Annotated in this window: 14 protein-coding genes; 10 read left to right on the top strand and 4 right to left on the bottom strand. The window is 63.0% G+C overall.

The annotated features are described in order from the left end of the window. Positions 1-566: 566 nt before the first annotated feature. Positions 567-1,493 carry an ABC transporter ATP-binding protein gene (locus HV711_RS30330; RefSeq protein ID WP_013591637.1) on the top strand — a complete coding sequence of 309 codons (927 nt, stop codon included), beginning with the start codon at positions 567-569 and terminating at the stop codon, positions 1,491-1,493. Next, positions 1,490-2,251, top strand: coding sequence for an ABC transporter permease (locus HV711_RS30325; protein ID WP_013591638.1), 762 nt, complete (start codon positions 1,490-1,492; stop codon positions 2,249-2,251). Before HV711_RS30330 ends, HV711_RS30325 begins: the two co-directional genes overlap by 4 nt. A 78-nt stretch (positions 2,252-2,329) precedes the next feature. On the opposite strand, the gene HV711_RS30320 is transcribed toward HV711_RS30325, so the two are convergent. After that, positions 2,330-3,328 carry a helix-turn-helix transcriptional regulator gene (locus HV711_RS30320; protein ID WP_013591639.1) on the bottom strand — a complete coding sequence of 333 codons (999 nt, stop codon included), beginning with the start codon at positions 3,326-3,328 and terminating at the stop codon, positions 2,330-2,332. Positions 3,329-3,504: 176 nt separating this feature from the next. Between HV711_RS30320 and HV711_RS30315 the strand changes: the two genes are divergently transcribed. The 3 genes from HV711_RS30315 (at position 3,505) to HV711_RS30305 (ending at position 8,532) form a co-directional block, all read left to right on the top strand. Then, the gene (locus HV711_RS30315) at positions 3,505-4,425 is read left to right on the top strand and encodes a helix-turn-helix domain-containing protein (RefSeq protein ID WP_035477037.1); all 921 of its coding nucleotides are present in this window, start codon (positions 3,505-3,507) and stop codon (positions 4,423-4,425) included. A 449-nt stretch (positions 4,426-4,874) separates the two neighbouring features. Beyond that, positions 4,875-5,300, top strand: coding sequence for a DUF3830 family protein (locus HV711_RS30310; RefSeq protein ID WP_014972954.1), 426 nt, complete (start codon positions 4,875-4,877; stop codon positions 5,298-5,300). Positions 5,301-5,673: 373 nt separating this feature from the next. Continuing rightward, positions 5,674-8,532, top strand: coding sequence for a YadA-like family protein (locus HV711_RS30305; RefSeq protein ID WP_035477034.1), 2,859 nt, complete (start codon positions 5,674-5,676; stop codon positions 8,530-8,532). 73 nt (positions 8,533-8,605) lie between these two features. Here HV711_RS30305 and HV711_RS30300 read toward each other — a convergent pair whose 3' ends face one another. From HV711_RS30300 to shiA, 3 genes are all read right to left on the bottom strand, one after another. Continuing rightward, a complete protein-coding gene (locus HV711_RS30300) occupies positions 8,606-8,734 on the bottom strand; it encodes an MFS transporter small subunit (protein WP_028360323.1) in 129 nt (42 codons plus the stop codon). Positions 8,735-8,744: 10 nt separating this feature from the next. Further along, positions 8,745-10,148: an L-lactate MFS transporter gene (locus HV711_RS30295; RefSeq protein ID WP_028360322.1), complete on the bottom strand. Its 1,404-nt coding sequence runs from the start codon at positions 10,146-10,148 to the stop codon at positions 8,745-8,747. Positions 10,149-10,516: 368 nt separating this feature from the next. Next, positions 10,517-11,833 carry a shikimate transporter gene (shiA, locus tag HV711_RS30290; protein WP_013591645.1) on the bottom strand — a complete coding sequence of 439 codons (1,317 nt, stop codon included), beginning with the start codon at positions 11,831-11,833 and terminating at the stop codon, positions 10,517-10,519. A 377-nt stretch (positions 11,834-12,210) separates the two neighbouring features. Between shiA and HV711_RS30285 the strand changes: the two genes are divergently transcribed. The 5 genes from HV711_RS30285 (at position 12,211) to HV711_RS30265 (ending at position 18,967) form a co-directional block, all read left to right on the top strand. After that, entirely contained in the window at positions 12,211-12,429 is a 219-nt protein-coding gene (locus tag HV711_RS30285) for a hypothetical protein (protein WP_014972957.1), read from the top strand. Next, positions 12,407-13,126, top strand: a complete 720-nt coding sequence (locus tag HV711_RS30280; RefSeq protein WP_013591647.1) for a GntR family transcriptional regulator — start codon at positions 12,407-12,409, stop codon at positions 13,124-13,126. Before HV711_RS30285 ends, HV711_RS30280 begins: the two co-directional genes overlap by 23 nt. A gap of 488 nt (positions 13,127-13,614) precedes the next feature. After that, positions 13,615-15,378, top strand: a complete 1,764-nt coding sequence (locus tag HV711_RS30275) for a thiamine pyrophosphate-binding protein (RefSeq protein ID WP_035477028.1) — start codon at positions 13,615-13,617, stop codon at positions 15,376-15,378. A gap of 24 nt (positions 15,379-15,402) precedes the next feature. Then, positions 15,403-16,650: a formyl-CoA transferase gene (gene frc / locus HV711_RS30270; RefSeq protein WP_013591649.1), complete on the top strand. Its 1,248-nt coding sequence runs from the start codon at positions 15,403-15,405 to the stop codon at positions 16,648-16,650. A gap of 121 nt (positions 16,651-16,771) precedes the next feature. Then, positions 16,772-18,967, top strand: coding sequence for an acetate--CoA ligase family protein (locus HV711_RS30265; RefSeq protein WP_035477027.1), 2,196 nt, complete (start codon positions 16,772-16,774; stop codon positions 18,965-18,967). Positions 18,968-18,979: the final 12 nt, after the last annotated feature.

Here is an 18,979-nt window from a genome sequence, read left to right as displayed (position 1 = left end):
GTTACCACCGCCCGAGCCGCCGGCGCCGGCCGCGGCGCCGCCGCCCATGCCGCCCGCACCCCCGGCGCCGGCACCGCCGCCGGCTTGTGCATAGGCTCCGCCCGAGAGTGCCATTACGAGCGCTGAAGCAAAAATCGTCTTGGTAAAGCGTTTCATGGTTCACCTCCATAGAGTCGATTGATGTCACGCGAGCGCGTCGCACGCACATGAAGAGACTGCCGCAAGCACTGTGCCTTGGATGCCGGCGCCAGCCGCACGGGTGCAACAGCACGGCGAAAAACCAGCATGGCGCGTTCCCGGGACGACGCCGCGCCGGTTTGTTTCCCGCAATTGGGAGGGTGCGTAGGGACGATTGGCACTGCATGATATTGATACGCATGACGAACTATCTTGCGATGCAGCGAAGACCGCCCTCATGTGGAGTATCAACACGGCGGCATGCGACTTTCCGTAGGCTCCGATCTGGTTCGCTGCACACTTTCGCGGTTTCCATTACATTTCGGGTGCGGTCGCGCTTGCGCGTCATTTCATCCACTTTCACAACGGTGTCTGCCATCGTCGAATCCATGCAGCCAATCGTCTCAGTCACGAATCTGTCGAAAACCTATGCAAGCGGTTTTCAGGCACTGAAAAACATCAATCTCGGGATCAACCGCGGAGAAATCTTTGCCCTGCTGGGGCCGAACGGGGCGGGTAAAACCACGCTCATCAGCATCATCTGCGGCATTGTCAACGCGAGCGAAGGCAGCGTCATGGTAGACGGCCGCGACATTGCCGCCGACTATCGCGGCGCGCGCTCGCTGATCGGCCTCGTGCCGCAGGAACTCACCACCGACTCGTTCGAGACTGTCTGGGCGACCGTATCGTTCAGCCGCGGCCTGTTCGGCAAGCCGAAAAACCCGGCTTATATCGAGAAGGTGCTGCGCGATCTGTCGCTGTGGGAAAAGCGCAATAGCAAGATCATCACGCTGTCGGGCGGCATGAAGCGCCGGGTGCTGATCGCGAAGGCGCTGTCGCACGAACCGCGCGTGCTGTTCCTCGACGAACCCACGGCGGGCGTCGACGTCGAGTTGCGCCGCGACATGTGGAAGCTCGTGCGCTCGCTAGCGGCAAGCGGCGTGACGATCATTCTGACCACGCATTACATCGACGAAGCGGAGGAAATGGCGGACCGCATCGGCGTGATCAACGGCGGCGAAATCATGCTGGTCGAAGAGAAGACCGAACTCATGCGCAAGCTCGGCAAGAAGCAGTTGACGCTGCAACTGGAGAGTCCGCTCGACGCCTTGCCGCCGTCGCTTGCGGGCTACGGGCTCGACGTCGCGAAGGGCGGCAACGAGCTGATCTACACGTATGAAGGCGACGGCGGCCGCACCGACATCATTGCGCTCCTCAAGGCGCTCGACGACGCCAGCATCCGTTTCAAGGACCTGCATACCACGCAGAGTTCGCTTGAAGACATCTTCGTGAGTCTGCTTCGGGGTAACACATGAACATCTACGCGATTCGCGCAATCTACAAGTTCGAAATGGCGCGCACGTGGCGCACGCTGATGCAAAGCATCATCGCGCCCGTGATTTCCACCTCACTCTACTTTGTCGTGTTCGGCGCGGCTATCGGCTCGCGCATCAAGGAAGTGGACGGCATCACTTACGGCGCGTTCATCGTGCCGGGGCTCATCATGTTGTCGCTGCTGTCGCAGAGCATTTCGAACGCGTCGTTCGGCATCTACTTTCCGCGCTTCACCGGCACCATCTACGAGTTGCTGTCGGCGCCCGTGTCGTATCTGGAGATCGTCGTGAGTTATGTGGGCGCGGCGGCCACCAAGTCGATCCTGCTCGGACTCATCATTCTGGCTACCGCGGGCCTCTTCGTGCCGCTGCAGGTACAGCATCCGTTCTGGATGATCCTGTTTCTCGTGCTGACCGCCGTCACGTTCAGTCTGCTCGGGTTCATCATCGGCATCTGGGCGGATAGCTTCGAGAAGCTGCAACTCGTGCCGCTCCTGATCATCACGCCGCTTACGTTCCTCGGCGGGAGCTTCTACGCGGTCAACATGCTGCCGCCGTTCTGGAAGGTCGTGACGCTGTTCAATCCGATCGTCTATCTGGTGAGCGGATTCCGCTGGAGTTTCTATGGTCTCGCGGATGTGAACGTCGAAGTCAGCCTCGGCATGACTGCGCTCTTTCTGGCTGTGTTTCTCGCCATCGTCGCGTGGATTTTCAAGACGGGTTACCGCCTAAAGAGCTGAGCGGCGGACTGGCCATAAAAAAACGGCGTGGCAGCGCTCGCCGCCACGCCGTTTCGGCGCTCATGGTGTCTATCGGATCTACGACACATAGGCTTTCGCCACGTTAATCAACTGCACGCGGTTGCGCACGTTGAACAATTGCCGCAGGCGGCGCAGGTGGTAGTCCACATTGTGCGGCGAGAGCCCGAGGAAATACGCAATTTCCTTGTCACGCTGCCCCTGAACCACTGCCTTCAGCACCGCATGCTGCAACTCGCTCAACGTCACGCGATGCTGCTGCGCGGGCGTCATGCCGATCACGCTCTTCGCGTGCGTCCAGATGAACTCATGAATCGTGTGCGCGAACATCAGCGTTTCGGCCACGATCGATTCGGTCATCCAGCGTGGGTTGCCGATCTCCGAGTTGAAGCACAGGCTCGCGCTCAGCTCCGGCTCGGGCAGCGGCATCTGCGTGAGAATGCCGCTCTTGCGGCCTGTCGCCTCCAGCATGTCGATCAGGCTGCCTAGCCGCTCGCTGCGCATTTGCGCGCGCGGCAGGTCGGCGCGCATGTCGACCGTGTTCCAGAGGAACGGCAGGCCGGTCGGCGAGGCGAGTGCGACGCGCGGATCCAGCTCGAAGTAACGCTCGCGGAAATAGCGCGTGAGCCAGCTCTGCGACTCGTAACTCGTCAGCACGAACATGGTCTTGCGATGCGCGGACGTGCGCGTGGCCGTATAGCTGAACGAGTTGAAACCCAACTGCCTGATGCGCTGGCGCACGAATTCGATGCGGTCCTGCGCACTGCCGAAACGCACCAGCGGACTGATGACCGGCGCGCGGCGCGCGGCCGGCGCGGGCGTGCCGATCTCCTCCTCGGTGAAGAGCGTGAGAAAACCTGCGGGCGCCGCGCCTGTTGCCGCGCGGCCAGATACGATCGATGCTTCAGCCGCGTGGGCTGAGTTCGCGGCCTGCCGCATGCCGACCGGGTAGGCCGGTTGTGCGGTGACCGCTGGCTTGTATGCTGCCGACGCATGGCCGGATTCGCCCTGCGGCGAACCGGTCAGCCAATGCGGCAGCGTATCGCATTCATGTTCCATGAAACGGTAGCTCCGGCGTTCGAAACGCGTGAAAGACGACAACCTGAATAATTAGCTATTTCCAAAAATTACGGTAGCCGGTTCCTTGCTATCATTTTTGAGATCTTGCGCTGACAGCTGACCGGCGACGCGGGTTCGACAGGGTCCTCTCATTTGCATACGGCACCTCCTTGGGAATGGACGTGAAGACACGAATTCCAAAGCTGACAACGACGCTTGCCTACGACCGCTACATGGCGGGCCAGAAACTGGTGTCGAGCGTGGATCGCCCGTGGCGTCACCTGGTGTTGCGTTCCTATCTCGAGCCAAACGAGCAGGAACTGCTGGAAGCGCCCGGCCTGCAGGACCTCACGCTGATGACGCTCGCGAGTGGCGCCGAGCATCTCGAGCGCAATCTGAACGGGCGCTGGGAAAGCGCCGACCTGCGAGTGGGCGACCTCTGGTACGTGCCGTCCGCGCCGATCTCCTGGCGTTGGCGTTCGATCAGCGATGAGCCGCTGTCGACCGTCCATTTGCATATCGAGCGCAGCCTGATCGAGAGCGTCGCAGATCAGATGGAGCTCGGCGGGTCGCGCCGCGAACTGTCGCTCGGAGACGCGATGCAGTTCCACGATCCGCTCGTGGCCGCGATGCTTTCTGCATTGCATCGCGCCGCCGGCGACCCGGCCGACTCGCGCCTTTACGTCGACGCGCTCGTTCATGCGCTCGCCGCGCATCTTCTTCAACATTATTCGCACGGCCGGCAAGCGGGGACGACGCCGGCACAGCCAGAACGGCTGGTGCCGCGCCGCATCCGGCGTGTAACCGATTACATTCGCGCGCACCTGGGTGCCGATCTGGCGATCGGCGAACTGGCCGCGCAGGCGGGTCTAAGCAGCTTCCACTTTGCCCGCGTGTTCCGCCGCGAAACCGGCGAAACGCCGCACCAATACGTGACGCGCTTGCGTCTCGAAGAAGCGGCGAGGCTGCTGCGTTCGACCGATCAGACCGTGCTGCAGATCGCAATTGCGGTTGGTTACGAGAATGCCAGTCATTTCTCCGTGCAGTTCAAGCGTGATTACGGCGTGACGCCGCTTGCTTACCGGTTGCGCGGCTGATTCAGGCGGGATGTCGGTAACAGCCGGTGATGGACGGCGCCTGCTGTGCTCGTTGCCGCGAGCGGTGCCTTCCGATGCAGGGCGGCGCTGCGCCTCTCATTCGCGCTGGGGCTGGCGGCCGGGCCGACTGCGATGCAGACAGAAGGGAAGCCGGAAGCCGTCTGTAGGAATCACGCACCTCTCGAAGTGTGCTGTGCATTGCGCGGCTTGCAAACTACGAAGTTTCGTGGCGCCACACCGGCCAGACCTGGCATGCGGCTGCCTGCGTGGTCGCGTGAAGGCGAATGGGCGCGTCGGGGCGGCCGGTCTAACTGGCCTGACCGCGACGATGCGAACTGTCTCTGTCGAAGCCTTGCACAGCACGACAGAATGATCGACCCACGGCTTGGCCCGAGCCGCGTCTGACCGACCACTTGTCCATTATTCACCGCCATACCGGATACCTTGCGATGACCCGACTTCGAATCACCTCCTGCGGCCATGAATTTATCGCCGAAACGAACCCCGACGCGCCGCAAACCGTGGCCGCCTTCCTGAAGCTGCTGCCGTACCGTCAGAAGATCATCCATGTGCGCTGGAGCGGCGAAGGCTGCTGGGTACCGCTCGGCGAGTTCAAGCTGGAAAACGACGGCGCGGCAGTCGGTTTCGAAAATCACACGAGCCATCCGTCGGTCGGCGACATTCTCTTTTATCCGGGCGGATATAGCGAAACCGAGATTCTGATCGCCTATGGTTCCTGCTGCTTCGCGAGCAAGATGGGCCAACTCGCGGGCAATCACTTTCTGACTATCGTCGAAGGCAAAGAGAAGTTGCGCGAAGTCGGCGTCAAGGTGCTGTGGGAAGGCGCGCAAGACGTGCTGTTCGAAAAGATCTGAGCATCTTGCGGCGCTGAGCGCCGCTCACGGTTCTTTGTAGTGGCGAGCCGGCTTCGACCGGCTCGCATTTCTTCTATGCCGGTTCTCGGCCACTTTCAGCCTTCGACTAAAACCACTTAGTCCTCGCCTCGGCGATTAAGACATTCGGCTGCTTTTCGTCTGAAGCGCCCTATGCCATTTAGCTAAATCACGCTAAAAAATCGCTTTTCGGATTAATCGTATTCGCGAACCGCGGAGCTGCCTGCACACTCGGCGCTTCAGCCTTGTTTGCCAGGTGAAAACGCGATGCGTCCTGAGTCTGTTTAGTCGGCGCAATACTTAGGATGGCATAAGAAAAATCTCTGCAAGAGATCGTGGACGAAGAGTGGGAGGAATGTTGAACAAGACCTATAAGACAGTATGGAATGAAGCGAAACGCGCGTATGTGGCGGCATCGGAAGTCACGAAAAGCGCGGGCGCGAAATGCACGGCGGTACGTGGGGCGCTGGCTGCTGCGGTGGCGGGCCTGCTCGGCATGCTGGCAGTGGCGCAACCGGCCGGCGCACAGGAGTGCGGGCCGGCCGGCTGCGCCAATCTCGCCGACGCGTTGTTCTACGACAGCGGCGCGCACGACAGCGCGACGCTCGGCAATCCGGGCACGCCGGTCAGGGTAACGAACCTGGCGCAGGGCGCGCTCGACGCCTACAGTTCCGACGCGGTAACCGGCGCGCAACTGAATGCCACCAATAACGCGGTAGCGCAGAGTTCGGCGGACATTTCGGACTTGGCAGGCAACATCGAAAACGGCCAGCTAGGGCTCGTCCGCCAGGATCTGGGTACGCGTAACCTGACGGTCGGGCAGGGTACGGACGGCGCGTCGGTGGACTTCACCGGAACCAGCGGGCCGCGCGAGCTCGTCGGCATCGCGGCGGGAACGGGCGCGCAGTCGGCGGTGAACCTGACGCAGCTCAAGCAGGTCGTGTCGACGCTCGGCGGCGGTGCGTCGGTGAGCGCGAGCGGCTCGACTGTCGGCCCACGGTATAACGTGCAGTCCGGCACGCAAACCACGGTCGGCGGCGCGCTCAGCTCGCTCGATGCGGGCATCACGACGCTGCAGTCGCAAATCGTCTCGGGCAGCATCGGCCTCGTGAGGCAAGACCTAGGGACGCGCGACATCCTGGTCGCGCCGTCGTCGACGGGTACCCGCATGAATGTCGCCGGCCTTAACGGCAACCGCACGCTGACGGGGCTGTCGCGCGGCGCGATCGGCGCCTCCAGTGCCGACGCGGTCAACGGCGCCCAGCTCTACGATCACACGGCGAGCGTGGCGCGGGCGCTCGGCGGCGGCTCGTCGGTCAATGCAGACGGCACGGCGAAGGCGCCGGTCTACACCATCGGCGGAAAAACATATGGCGACGTCGGCTCGGCGCTCGCCGCGGCCGTCAATACCAGCGTGGCAACCAGCACCGCGGCCAGCGCGGCGGCGAGCGCAACGAGCATTGCCGCGGCCACGGCCAACTCCGTCCAGTACGACGCGTCCGCGCGCGACCTGCTGACGCTCGGCAACGCCGGCGCGCCGGTTCGCGTCACGAACGTGCGCGCCACGAGACTCGATAGCGACAGTACGGACGCAGTGAATGGCGGCCAGCTGTTCGCGACGAATGAGCAGGTCGCGCAGAACAGCGACAGAATCGCGAACCTCGATCAGCGCGTGAGCAGCAGCGCGACTTCGATCGCGGACCTCGATCAGCGCGCAAGCGCCAACACGGCGAAGATTGCGGGGCTCGACACGCGCACCACCGCGCTGGAGGGCAATCTGACAAACGTCGCGAGCCAGATCGCGAACGGCGAAATCGGGCTCGTGCAGCAAGACCCGACTTCGCGGGTCATCAGCATCGGGCAGAACGCAGACGGCGCGCGCGTGGATTTTGCCGGGACGAGTGGCGCCCGCCAATTGACCGGCGTCGCGGCGGGCCTGACCGACACGTCCGCAATCAACTTTGCGCAGTTCAGGCCGGTGGTGGCCGGGCTCGGCGGCGGCGCGCAGATCAATATCGACGGCTCGGTCACCGCACCGTCGTATCACGTGCAAGGCGGCACGCAGAACAACGTCGGCGACGCGCTCGACTCGCTCGACAACGGGCTTAGCACGTTGCAGCAGAACGTCGAGAAGGGCGGCATCGGCATCGTGACGCAAGACCCGGCGTCGCGCGTAATCAAGATCGGCGCGACGACCGACGGCCGCTCGATCAACGTGGCGGGCACGCAGGGCAATCGCGTCGTCATGGGCGTCGCGCGCGGGTCGCTCAACGCCACCAGCACCGACGCCGTCAACGGTTCGCAACTGTTCGCGCAGGCAGCGAGCACGGCGATGGCGCTGGGCGGCGGCTCGACCGTCAACGGCGACGGCTCGGTGAGCGCGCCTTCGTACAAGGTGGGCGGGCAGGTGGTGAACAGCGTCGGCGGCGCGCTCGCCAATCTGGACGGCCGCGTCACGCAGAACAGCAACGACATTGCGGGCTTGCAGAGCAGCGTTGGCCGCATCAACGGCACGGTGGCGAATGCGGTTCAGTACGACAGCTCCGCGCACGACAAGGTGACGCTCGGCGGCACGGCGGCGAATGCGCCGGCCGTGCAGTTGACCCATCTGAAGAACGGCGAAGTGTCGGCAACGAGCAGCGATGCGGTCACCGGCGCACAACTCTGGCAGACCAACCAGCAGATCAGCAGCATCGACCAGACCGTCAGGAACTATGCGACGAACGGCAACGGCTACGTCGCTGTGAACAGTACCGCGAGCGCGCCGCAGGTGACCGGCAGCGGCTCACTTGCGCTCGGCGGCGGGGCGAAGGCGTCGGCGGCGAATAGTGTCGCGCTTGGCGAGGGCTCGGTCGCGGATCAGCCGAACACGGTTTCCGTCGGCTCGACCGGGAGCGAGCGCCGCATCACGAATCTCGCCGCCGGGCAGGCGCCGGGCGACGCGGTCAACATGCAGCAGTTCCAGGGCGGCATGGGCGACCTCGCGCGCCGCGCGTATGCCGGAGCCGCGTCGGCGATGGCCATGAACATGGTGCCCGAAGTCGACGCGACGAAGAACCTCGCAATCGGCGTGGGCACGGCCGGGTACATGGGGTATCAGGCTGTGGCGGTGGGGCTGTCTGCGCGCGTCGCGCAAAACTTCAAGGTGAAGCTGAGCGCGGGCATCAGTTCGGTGACGACCTCGGTGGGCGCCGGCGCCGCGTATCAGTGGTAGGGGAAGCCGCCGGCGAGCACTGCCGGTGACGGATTGAACGCGCCCCGCCGGTGAGGCGGCGGGGCGCAGGCGCTTAATGGAACAGCTTCATCGCTTGCGAGAGCGTGTTGTACACACCCCATGCGAGCGGAATCATCACATACAGCCAGAAAATGACGATCTTGGCCTTGCTGGTGGGGTGCACGGGTTCAACGGTCGACATGCGAATCTCCTTATGCGCCTTTGGCGACTTGTGCGTCGGTCATGTGATGCTTCTCGTCCACACGCTTGACCAACAGATTGCAGATGAAGCCGATCACCAGCAGCACGGCCATGATATGCACCGTCATCGTGTAGGCGTCGGCTTTCGCGACACCGTGCGCGACTTCGTAAGCGCGGATGTAGTTGACCAGCACCGGACCGGCCACGCCCGCCGCGGCCCACGCAGTCAGCAGGCGTCCATGAATGCCGCCGACGAACGCCGTGCCGAACATGTCCGCGAGATACGCGGGCACCGTCGAAAAACCGCCGCCGTACATCGTGAGAATGACGCAGTAGGACAGCACGAAGAGCGCCATCTGCCCCGACGCGGCAAAGCTCGGCACGAGGAAATACAGCACGGCGCCCAGCGCGAAGAAGATGAAGTAGGTGTTCTTGCGGCCGATCCAGTCCGAAGCCGATGCCCACACGAAGCGGCCGCCCATGTTGAAAAGCGACAGCAGGCCGACGAAGCCGGCAGCGGCGGCTGCGGTCACGGTGCCTTTGAAGCTTTCCTGGATCATGACCGAGGCTTGGCCCAGAATGCCGATGCCCGCCGTCACGTTGAGGAACAGCACGAGCCAAATCAGATAGAACTGCGGCGTCTTCAGGGCTTCGTCGATGTGCACGTGGTTGCGCGTGATCATCTTCTGCTGCGATGTTTGCGGCGGCGTCCAGCCTGCCGGTTTCCACTCGGCCGGCGGCACGCGAATGGCCAACGCGCCAATCGACATGGAGATGAAGTACACAATGCCGAGCACGATGAACGTTTCGGCCACGCCGATGCTCGTCGCGCTCTTGAAGTGGTTCATCAGCGCCACGGAGAGCGGTGCGGCGATCATCGCGCCGCCGCCGAAGCCCATGATCGCCATGCCGGTCGCCATGCCGCGGCGGTCCGGGAACCAGCGGATCAGCGTCGAGACCGGCGAAACATAGCCGAGGCCAAGTCCGATCCCGCCGATCACGCCGTAGCCGAGGTACAGCAGCACAATCTGATGCAAGTATACGCCCAGCGCGGAAATCAGAAAGCCGCCGCCGAAGCAGCAGGCCGCGGTGAACATCGTGCGGCGCGGGCCGACGTGTTCGAGCCACTTGCCGGCAAACGCCGCCGACAAACCGAGGAACACGATAGCCAGCGAGAAAATCCAGCCGAGCGACGTGAGCGACCAGTCGTCAGGAGCGGATTGCGTGATGCCGATAACCTTGGTCAACGGTCCGTTGAACACGGAGAACGCATACGCCTGGCCGATACAGAGGTGAACGGCGAGTGCTGCGGGGGGAACCATCCAGCGCGAAAACCCCGGTTTGGCAACGGTGGCTTCTTTCGAAAAGAATGGTGCAGAGCCTCGGTTGTCCTGCGGCTCGGTGATGCTGCTCATGGTCGGTCTCCCGGGAAGCGAAGTCTTTGTTATCGACGCGTCGCACCGAATACTTGAGCGATTCGGTGTGAGAATTGCTACACGATTCTGCGCTCATATATGCGGCTGGAATTCATATGAACGTGCGCAAGCTCTCAAAGGAACCTGCCTGGTCGAACGATAGGGCGGCTTAGCGGGGATGGCAATATGAGATAGCAATGCATAAGGCATTGCCCGAGGAAATGCGACGGCGATCTGTCAGATCGCGGCAGGGTTTCCCACTTAGCGGGTACGGTGAGTGTCCTTACAAGCGGAACAGGGCGCTCAAAGAAAAAAGGCCGGCGGTGGCAATAACGCCACGCCGGCCCTGCCTGCCTACGACCTGGTCGTCAGACTGTGCGGCCCGTCTTCATTCTGGCGGCGACGAGCACCGAAATCAGGCAGCCGACGGCGAGATACGCCGCCACCGGATGCCACGAGCCGCCGGCAAAACTCACAAGGGCCACCGCGATAAACGGCGTGAAGCCGCCGCCCACCACGCTCGCCACCTGATAGCCGACACCCGCGCCGCTATAGCGATACTCGGTGCCGAACAGTTCGGTGAACATCGGCTGCTGCACGCTCACCACCATGTCGTGGGCGATATTCGCGAGCATCACGGCGAACACCACGATCCACACGGTCGAGCGCGCTTCCAGCGCCAGAAAGAACGGCACGGCGCTGAACATGCCGACGAGCGCGCCGACGATATACACGCGGCGGCGGCCGAAGCGGTCGGCGAGCATGGCAAAGAGCGGAATCGTCACGCAGCTCACGGCGCCGACCAAGAGGCCGATCGTCAGAAAGAACTCGCGCGGCATGTGCAGATTCGCCGTCGAATAATTGAGCGCGAAGGCGGTCACGATATACATCGTGAAGAGTTCGGCAAGGCGCAGCGCAATGATCAGCAGGAACGCTTTCGGGTGACGCAGCAGCGCTTCGACAATCGGCAACCGGACACGGCGCTCGCCGTGCGCGCCGACTTTTTCGACGAATTCCTGCGACTCTTCCATGCTTGAACGAATCCACATCGCGATGAGCACCAGAATCACGCTGAACAGGAACGGCAGGCGCCAGCCCCAGCTCAGGAACGACGCGTTGTCCATGGAGCGGCTGATCAGCGCGACGAGGCCCGTCGCCAGCACGAGGCCCACGCCGTAGCCGACCTGCACGCCGCTGCTGTAGAACGCCTTTTTCTTCTCGGGCGCGCTTTCCACCGCCATCAACGCCGCGCCGCCCCATTCGCCGCCGACGGCGAAGCCCTGGATCGCGCGCAGCGTCACGAGGAGCACCGGCGCCAGCCAGCCGATGGCCGCGAACGACGGCAGCAGGCCGATTGCGGCGGTCGACAAGCCCATCATCATCACGGTGAGCACGAGCATGCGCTTGCGCCCGAGCCGGTCGCCGAAATGGCCGAACACGAAGCCGCCGAGCGGCCGGAACAGAAAGCCGACGCCGAATGTCGCGAACGCGGCGAGCGTTCCCATTGCCGGACTCACTTTCGGGAAAAACTCCGAATTGAAGACCAGCGCCGCGACAATCCCATACAGCAGAAAGTCGTACCAGTCGACAACTGCGCCGACGAAACTGCCCAGTGCCGCCTTGCGTGCCCGGCTGCGCGCCGTGCGAGTGTCGGCTGTCGCGGCCGGCGAAATGGTGGTACTCATGTTGGGTGTCTCCTGGAGATTCTCGGACTACTGCGCGGTCGGTCCTTGGGGGGCTGCTGCGGCACCTCGCCGACGCTTGCAGGATGTCCGAAGATTAATGACGCCCGGAGCGCCGCACAATCGGCACTCGGGGCAAATTGCGCGATCATCGAACGCTGTTGCGCGCATAGCGCGCGTTCCTCGCGTATACACCGAGCTCAGCCCACTGGCGCGTGGCCACCTGAAGGGAGGCGCAGCCAGGACGAAGCGGCGCATGCTACCGTAGGAAATGATTGGAAAACAACAGTCGCTGATATACTACATACCGAATATTGATTTTTGCGGCGACGCAGCATATGATTGAGTCATCCGTTTAACTCAATCGTTGGGAGCTTCACATGGAATTCGTTCCTCTCTCGCTGCTGGCCGCCGCTGTTGTTGGTTTGGGTAGTGCCGCCACGGTTCTCGTGGCTCGCTGGATTCCGCAGTCGGTCGCGCAACTTGCAGCGCAACATGGCCGGTTTGTCGGGCTGGACGAGCAGCGCGGGGCCGCAGTGGCGCCTTATCGTATGCACGTTCAAACAGAGGCGATGAATGTCGTCGGAACTTCAAACTGAAGCGGTGGCCACACCTTTGACGTTGTCGTTGCAGCCTATCGGCGCAAGCGCGAGCTTGCGCGATCAGGCTTATGCGATGCTGCGCCAGGCCATTGCGGACGCGGACATCTACCAGACCCGCGAAGAAATCCGTCTGGACGAACGCGTCCTGAGCGAAACGCTTGGCGTGAGCCGCACGCCGGTGCGCGAGGCGATGACGCTGCTCGAGCAGGAAGGCTTTCTGCGCATGGTGCCGCGCCGCGGCATCTATATCGTGCGCAAGAGCAAGCGTGAAATCGTCGAGATGATTCACATGTGGGCGGCGCTCGAAAGCATGGCGGCGCGTCTCGCCACGCAGCGCGCGACAGACGAGGAAATCGCCCGCTTGCGGCATATGTTCGACCATTTCCGGGACGCCACGCCTGCAGAGCATATTGCCGAGTATTCGGACGCGAACATCGCGTTTCACCAGGCGATTGTCGAGCTGTCAAAGTCGCAGATCATTCTCGACACCATCAAGAACATCTTTATCCACGTGCGCGCCATCCGGCGCATGACGATTTCGCAGAGCGATCGCGCGTCGCGGTCGATCGTCGACCATCTGCGCATTATCGAGGCGCTGGAGAAGCGCGACACCGAGTTGGCCGAGCGTCTCACACGCCAGCATTCGCTCGATCTCGCGGCATTCGTGGAGAAAAACTGCGATTTTCTCGATTAACGGCTGAGTAAGGCAGGGCGCCGGTTGCGGCGTCCGCTGCCTCGACCCATTGCGCTGGCGCAAGGCCCGCGGTGTTCATACACCGCGGGCTTTTTTGTTTCTTCGCGTGTCGTAGGGGAAACACCGCGCTTGACGTCTGGTGAAATGTGGTATGTGATATATCAACAGTGAGCGTTTTCCACACCGCGCTCAGTGTTTTCCCTTGCAGCGTACCGAAGACGACCGCCCACATGGCGGCCTTTCTTTACCTGGCAAGGGATTGCAGAAGAAACGTCGGGGTCGCCGGAGCATGAGATCGTCCTTGCCAGAATCTGATATATCACATACCGTATGTGAACAAGGTCGGCAGCATGTTCTGAGATGCGTTCCCTGCAATCCGTCGCATAACCGTCGCATAACCGATTGGCAGCACCCACCCCATCGTGCCAAAGCATGGGACCGACGTCAGCGCCAGGCCCCAACGCCGGTCGACACACAAGGAGACGACCATGTCTGCAGTTGTTTCATCCCTGAACCCAGCCACAGGCAGCACCACGGCCGAAGACACGCTCAAGCAGAAGACCCGCAACGCCGGCGTCGTCTCGGGCGGGCACCTCGTCGCCAAGGCGCTGAAGAATGAGGGGGTCGATACGATCTTCACGCTGTGCGGCGGCCACATCATCGATATTTACGATGGTTGTGTGGACGAAGGGATTCGCATCATCGACGTGCGCCACGAGCAGGTCGCGGCACACGCGGCAGACGGCTACGCGCGCCAGACGGGCAAGCTCGGCTGCGTCGTCACCACGGCCGGCCCCGGCTGCACGAACGCGGTGACGGGCATCGCCACGGCGTTCCGCTCGGAGAGCCCGGTGCTCCACATCGGCGGGCAAGGCGCGCTGACGCAGCACAAGATGGGCTCGCTGCAGGATCTGCCGCACGTCGACATGATGGCGCCGATCACGAAGTTCGCCGCAAGCGTGTCGAGCACGGAACGCGTCGCGGACATGATTTCGATGGCCGCGCGCGAGTGCTTCAACGGCGCGCCGGGCCCGGCTTACCTGGAAATTCCGCGCGACGTGCTCGACCGCGAAGTCGAGCTGACGCGCGCGGTAGTGCCGCAGCCGGGTCACTATCGGGCGTCGACGAAATCGATCGGCGATCCGCGCGACATCGAGAAACTGGCCGACATCCTCGTCAATTCCGAGCGCCCCGCGATTCTGTATGGCCAGCAGGTCTGGACCGCGCGCGGCCATGAGGAAGCCATCGCGCTGCTGCGCGGCCTCGATATTCCCGGCTACTTCAACGGTGCGAGCCGCGGCCTGCTGCCGCCGGGCGACCCGCATCACTTCGATCGCACGCGTTCGCAGGCGTTTGCCAATGCCGACGTGCTGATCGTCGTCGGCACCCCGTTCGACTTCCGCATGGGCTACGGCAAGCGCATCAGCAAGGAACTCACGCTGGTGCAGATCGACATGGACTACCGGACGGTCGGTAAGAACCGCGATATCGATCTCGGTCTCGTCGGCGATCCGGGCGCGATTCTCGCCGCCGTGCTGCAGGCCGCGAGCGGCCGCCTGAAGGACGACAAGCGCCAGGCACGCCGCCAATGGATGGCGCAATTGCAGGACTCCGAAGCAACCGCGACCGAAAAGCTGATGCCGCTTTTCAAGTCGAACAACACGCCGATTCATCCGTACCGCGTCGCTTACGAACTCAACGAGTTTCTCTCCGACGACACCATCTATATCGGCGACGGCGGCGACGTCGTGACGATTTCCGCGCAGGCGGTTCGCCCGCGCCGGCCGGGGCAGTGGATGGACCCGGGTGCGCTCGGCTCGCTCGGCGTGGGCACCGGCTTTGCGCTCGCCGCCAAGGTCGCGCATCCGCACAAGGAAGTACTGTGCTACTACGGCGACGGCTCGTTCGGCATGACCGCGTTTGACATGGAAACGGCCAACCGCTTCGGCGCGCCGTACCTCGCGGTGATCGGCAACAACTCGGCGATGAACCAGATCCGCTACGGCCAGCTCGCCAAATACGGCGACGAGCGCGGCAATGTCGGCAATCTGCTGAGCGACGTGCCGTTCAGCAAGTTCGCCGAAATGCTCGGCGGCTACGGCGAGGAAGTGCGCGATCCCGCGCAGATTGCGGGGGCGTTGCAGCGTGCGCGCGAGGCGATTCATCGCACGGGCCGCTCGGCGGTCGTCAACATCTGGGTCGATCCGCGCGAGTATGCGCCGGGTACCAAGAATCAGACCATGTACAAGTAATACGGACACCTTAGGAGACACGACATGGGCAAAGCACTCGACGGCGTGCGCATTCTCGATTTCACGCATGTGCAATCGGGCCCGACCTGCACGCAGCTGCTGGCGTGGTTTGGCGCGGACGTGATCAAGGTGGAGCGGGCCGGCGCCGGCGACATCACGCGCGAGCAACTGCGTGACATTCCCGACGTGGACAGCCTGTACTTCACGATGCTCAACCACAACAAGCGCTCGGTCACGATCGACACCAAGCACCCGGAAGGCAAGCAGGTGCTCGAGGCGTTAATCCAGAAATGCGACGTGCTGGTGGAGAACTTCGCGCCGGGCGCGCTGGATCGCATGGGTTTTACGTGGGAGCGCATCCAGGAGCTGAATCCGCGGATGATCGTCGCGTCGGTGAAAGGCTTCGGCCCGGGTCCGTACGAGGACTGCAAGGTCTACGAGAACGTCGCGCAATGCGCGGGCGGCGCGGCATCCACCACGGGTTTCGACGACGGCCCGCCGGTCGTGACGGGTGCGCAGATCGGCGATAGCGGCACGGGCCTGCATCTCGCGCTCGGCATCGTCACCGCGCTGTATCAGCGCACCCAAACCGGCCGCGGCCAGCGCGTGCTGGCCGCGATGCAGGACGGCGTGCTCAACCTGTGCCGCGTGAAGCTGCGCGATCAGCAGCGGCTCGAACGCACTGGCGTGATGAAGGAGTATCCGCAATATCCGAACGGTACTTTCGGCGAAGCGGTGCCGCGCGCGGGCAATGCGTCGGGCGGCGGCCAGCCTGGCTGGATTCTCAAATGCAAGGGCTGGGAAACCGATCCGAACGCGTACATCTACTTCATCACGCAGGCGCCGGTGTGGGTGAAGATCTGCAACGTGATCGGCAAAGAGGAGTGGGCGACCGACCCGGACTATGCGACGCCTGCCGCGCGCTTGCCGCGCCTGAAGGAGATTTTCGCGGAAATCGAACGCTGGACGATGACCAAGACCAAGTTCGAGGCCATGCAGATCCTCAACAAGTACGACATTCCATGCGGGCCGATCCTGTCGATGAAGGAGATCGCCGAAGAGCCGTCGCTGCGTAAGACCGGCACGATCGTCGAAGTGGATCATCCGACGCGCGGAAAATATCTGACAGTTGGGAATCCTATCAAATTGTCGGACAGTCCCACCGAAGTCACGCGCTCGCCGCTGCTTGGCGAACATACCGACGAAGTCATGGCGGAACTGGGCTATTCGCCCGAGCAGATCAGCGCATTGCGCACGGCCGGCGCCATTTAGGCGCAGACCGGCCGCACTGAAGGCGCAGACCCACCCGTAGTGCAAGCCGCCCGCCGCTCGCCGTTCTGGCGAGCGCGGTGCCGGGCGGCGCCTTTCGAACCCGCATTGGAGACGGCAGGACATGGCATACGAAGACACGCTCTCATTGAAGGAACGCGGCACCGCTCACACGCCCGGCGATCGCGCTCAGGTCGCCAACAAGGACGTCGTGCGGCACATTCTCGATCACGCGAAGGCGGAAGGCCGGAATTCGCTCACCGCGCCCGAAGGCAAGCTGATATGCGACGTCTACGGCATTTCAGTACCGAAGGAAGCGCTCGCAACGACAGCGGCCGAAGCCGCGCAGTTCGCGACTGAAATCGGTTTTCCAGTCGTACTGAAGATCGTCTCGCCGGAAATCCTGCACAAGACTGAAGCCGGCGGCGTGCTCGTCGGCGTGAAGAACGCTGCGGACGTGACGCAGGGATTCACCGCGATCATGGAAAACGCGAAGCGCTATAACGCGCAGGCGAATCTGCTCGGCGTGCAGGTTCAGCAGATGATCGGCGGCGGCCAGGAAGTCATTGTCGGCGCGGTGACGGACCCGTCGTTCGGCAAACTGGTGGCGTTCGGTCTGGGGGGCGTGCTCGTCGAAGTGCTGAAGGACATCACGTTCCGTCTTGCGCCGGCCACGCGCGACGACGCCCGCTCGATGCTCGACGGCATCGCGGCGGCCGAGATGCTGAAAGGCGTGCGCGGCGGCGAACCCGTCGACCGCGAGGCGCTGGCGGGCCTGATCGAAAACGTGTCGCGGCTCGTTTCCGATTTCCCCGAAATCTCGGAGCTGGACCTGAATCCGGTGTTTGCGAGCAAGCGCGGCGCGATTGCCGCCGACGTGCGCATCGTGCTCGATTTCTCGCCGCCGGTGGAGCGCTATCGCCCGAGCCAGGAAGACATTGTGCGGCAGATGAACCGCATCATGAAGCCGGACCGCGTGGCCGTGATCGGTGCGTCGGCGGAAGAGGGCAAGATCGGCAACTCGGTCATGAAGAACCTGATCAACGGCGGTTATCAGGGCGAGATTTACCCGATCCATCCGAAGGCCGACGAGATCATGGGCCACAAGGCCTACAAGAGCGTGCTGGATGTGCCGGGCGACATCGACGTGGCCGTGTTTGCCATTCCCGCGAAGTTCGTGGCGGGCGCATTGACCGAGGTCGGCAAGAAGCGCATTCCCGGCGCGGTGTTGATTCCGTCGGGCTTTGCGGAAACCGGCAATGTGGAGGGCCAGCAGGAAATCGTGGCGATTGCGCGTGAATACGACATTCGCCTGATGGGCCCGAACATCTACGGCTTTTACTACACGCCGAAGAATCTCTGCGCGACGTTTTGCACACCGTACGATGTGCAGGGCAAGGCCGCACTGTCGTCGCAATCCGGCGGGATCGGCATGGCGATCATCGGCTTCTCGCGGTCCGCGAAGATGGGCGTGTCCGCGATCGTCGGGCTCGGCAACAAGTCCGACATCGACGAAGACGATCTGCTGACCTTCTTCGAGCAGGACGACAACACGGACATCATCGCACAGCATTGTGAAGATCTGAAGGATGGCCGCGCATTCGCGGAAGCGGCGGCGCGCGTGTCGAAGAAAAAACCGGTAGTCGTGCTGAAGGCGGGCCGCACGAGTCTCGGCGCGCGTGCGGCGAGCTCGCACACGGGTGCGCTCGCCGGCAACGACCGCATCTACGAAGACGTGTTCAAGCAGTGCGGCGTGATTCGTGCCCGCTCGCTGCGCGATCTGCTCGAATTCGCGCGCGGCATTCCGAAGCTGCCCACGCCGAAGGGCGAGAACGTGGTGATCATCACCGGCGCGGGCGGCTCAGGCGTGCTGCTCTCGGATGCTTGCGTGGACAACCGTCTGTCGCTGATGACCATGCCTGCGGATCTCGACGCTGCATTCCGCAAGTTCATTCCTCCGTTCGGCGCGGCGGGCAATCCCGTCGATATTACCGGCGGCGAGCCGCCGTCGACATATCAGAATACGATCCGGCTCGGCCTCGAAGACCCGCGTATCCACGCGATCATTCTCGGCTACTGGCACACCATCATCACGCCGCCCATGGTGTTCGCGCGCCTCGTCGTCGAGGTGAAGGACGAGATGAAGGCGCGCGGCATCGAGAAGCCGATTGTCGCGTCGCTCGCGGGTGACGTTCAGGTGGAAGAGGCCGCCGAATATCTGTACGCGCACGGTGTTCCGGCGTACGCCTATTCGACGGAAATCCCGGTCGCGGTGCTCGGTGCGAAGTATCAGTGGGCACGCGGCGCTGGTTTGATCTGACGCGTCAAACGG

Origin of the sequence: Paraburkholderia phenoliruptrix, assembly GCF_902859825.1 — a bacterium.
Lineage (GTDB): Bacteria > Pseudomonadota > Gammaproteobacteria > Burkholderiales > Burkholderiaceae > Paraburkholderia > Paraburkholderia phenoliruptrix.
This window is presented reverse-complemented; position numbering and strand designations above follow the sequence as displayed.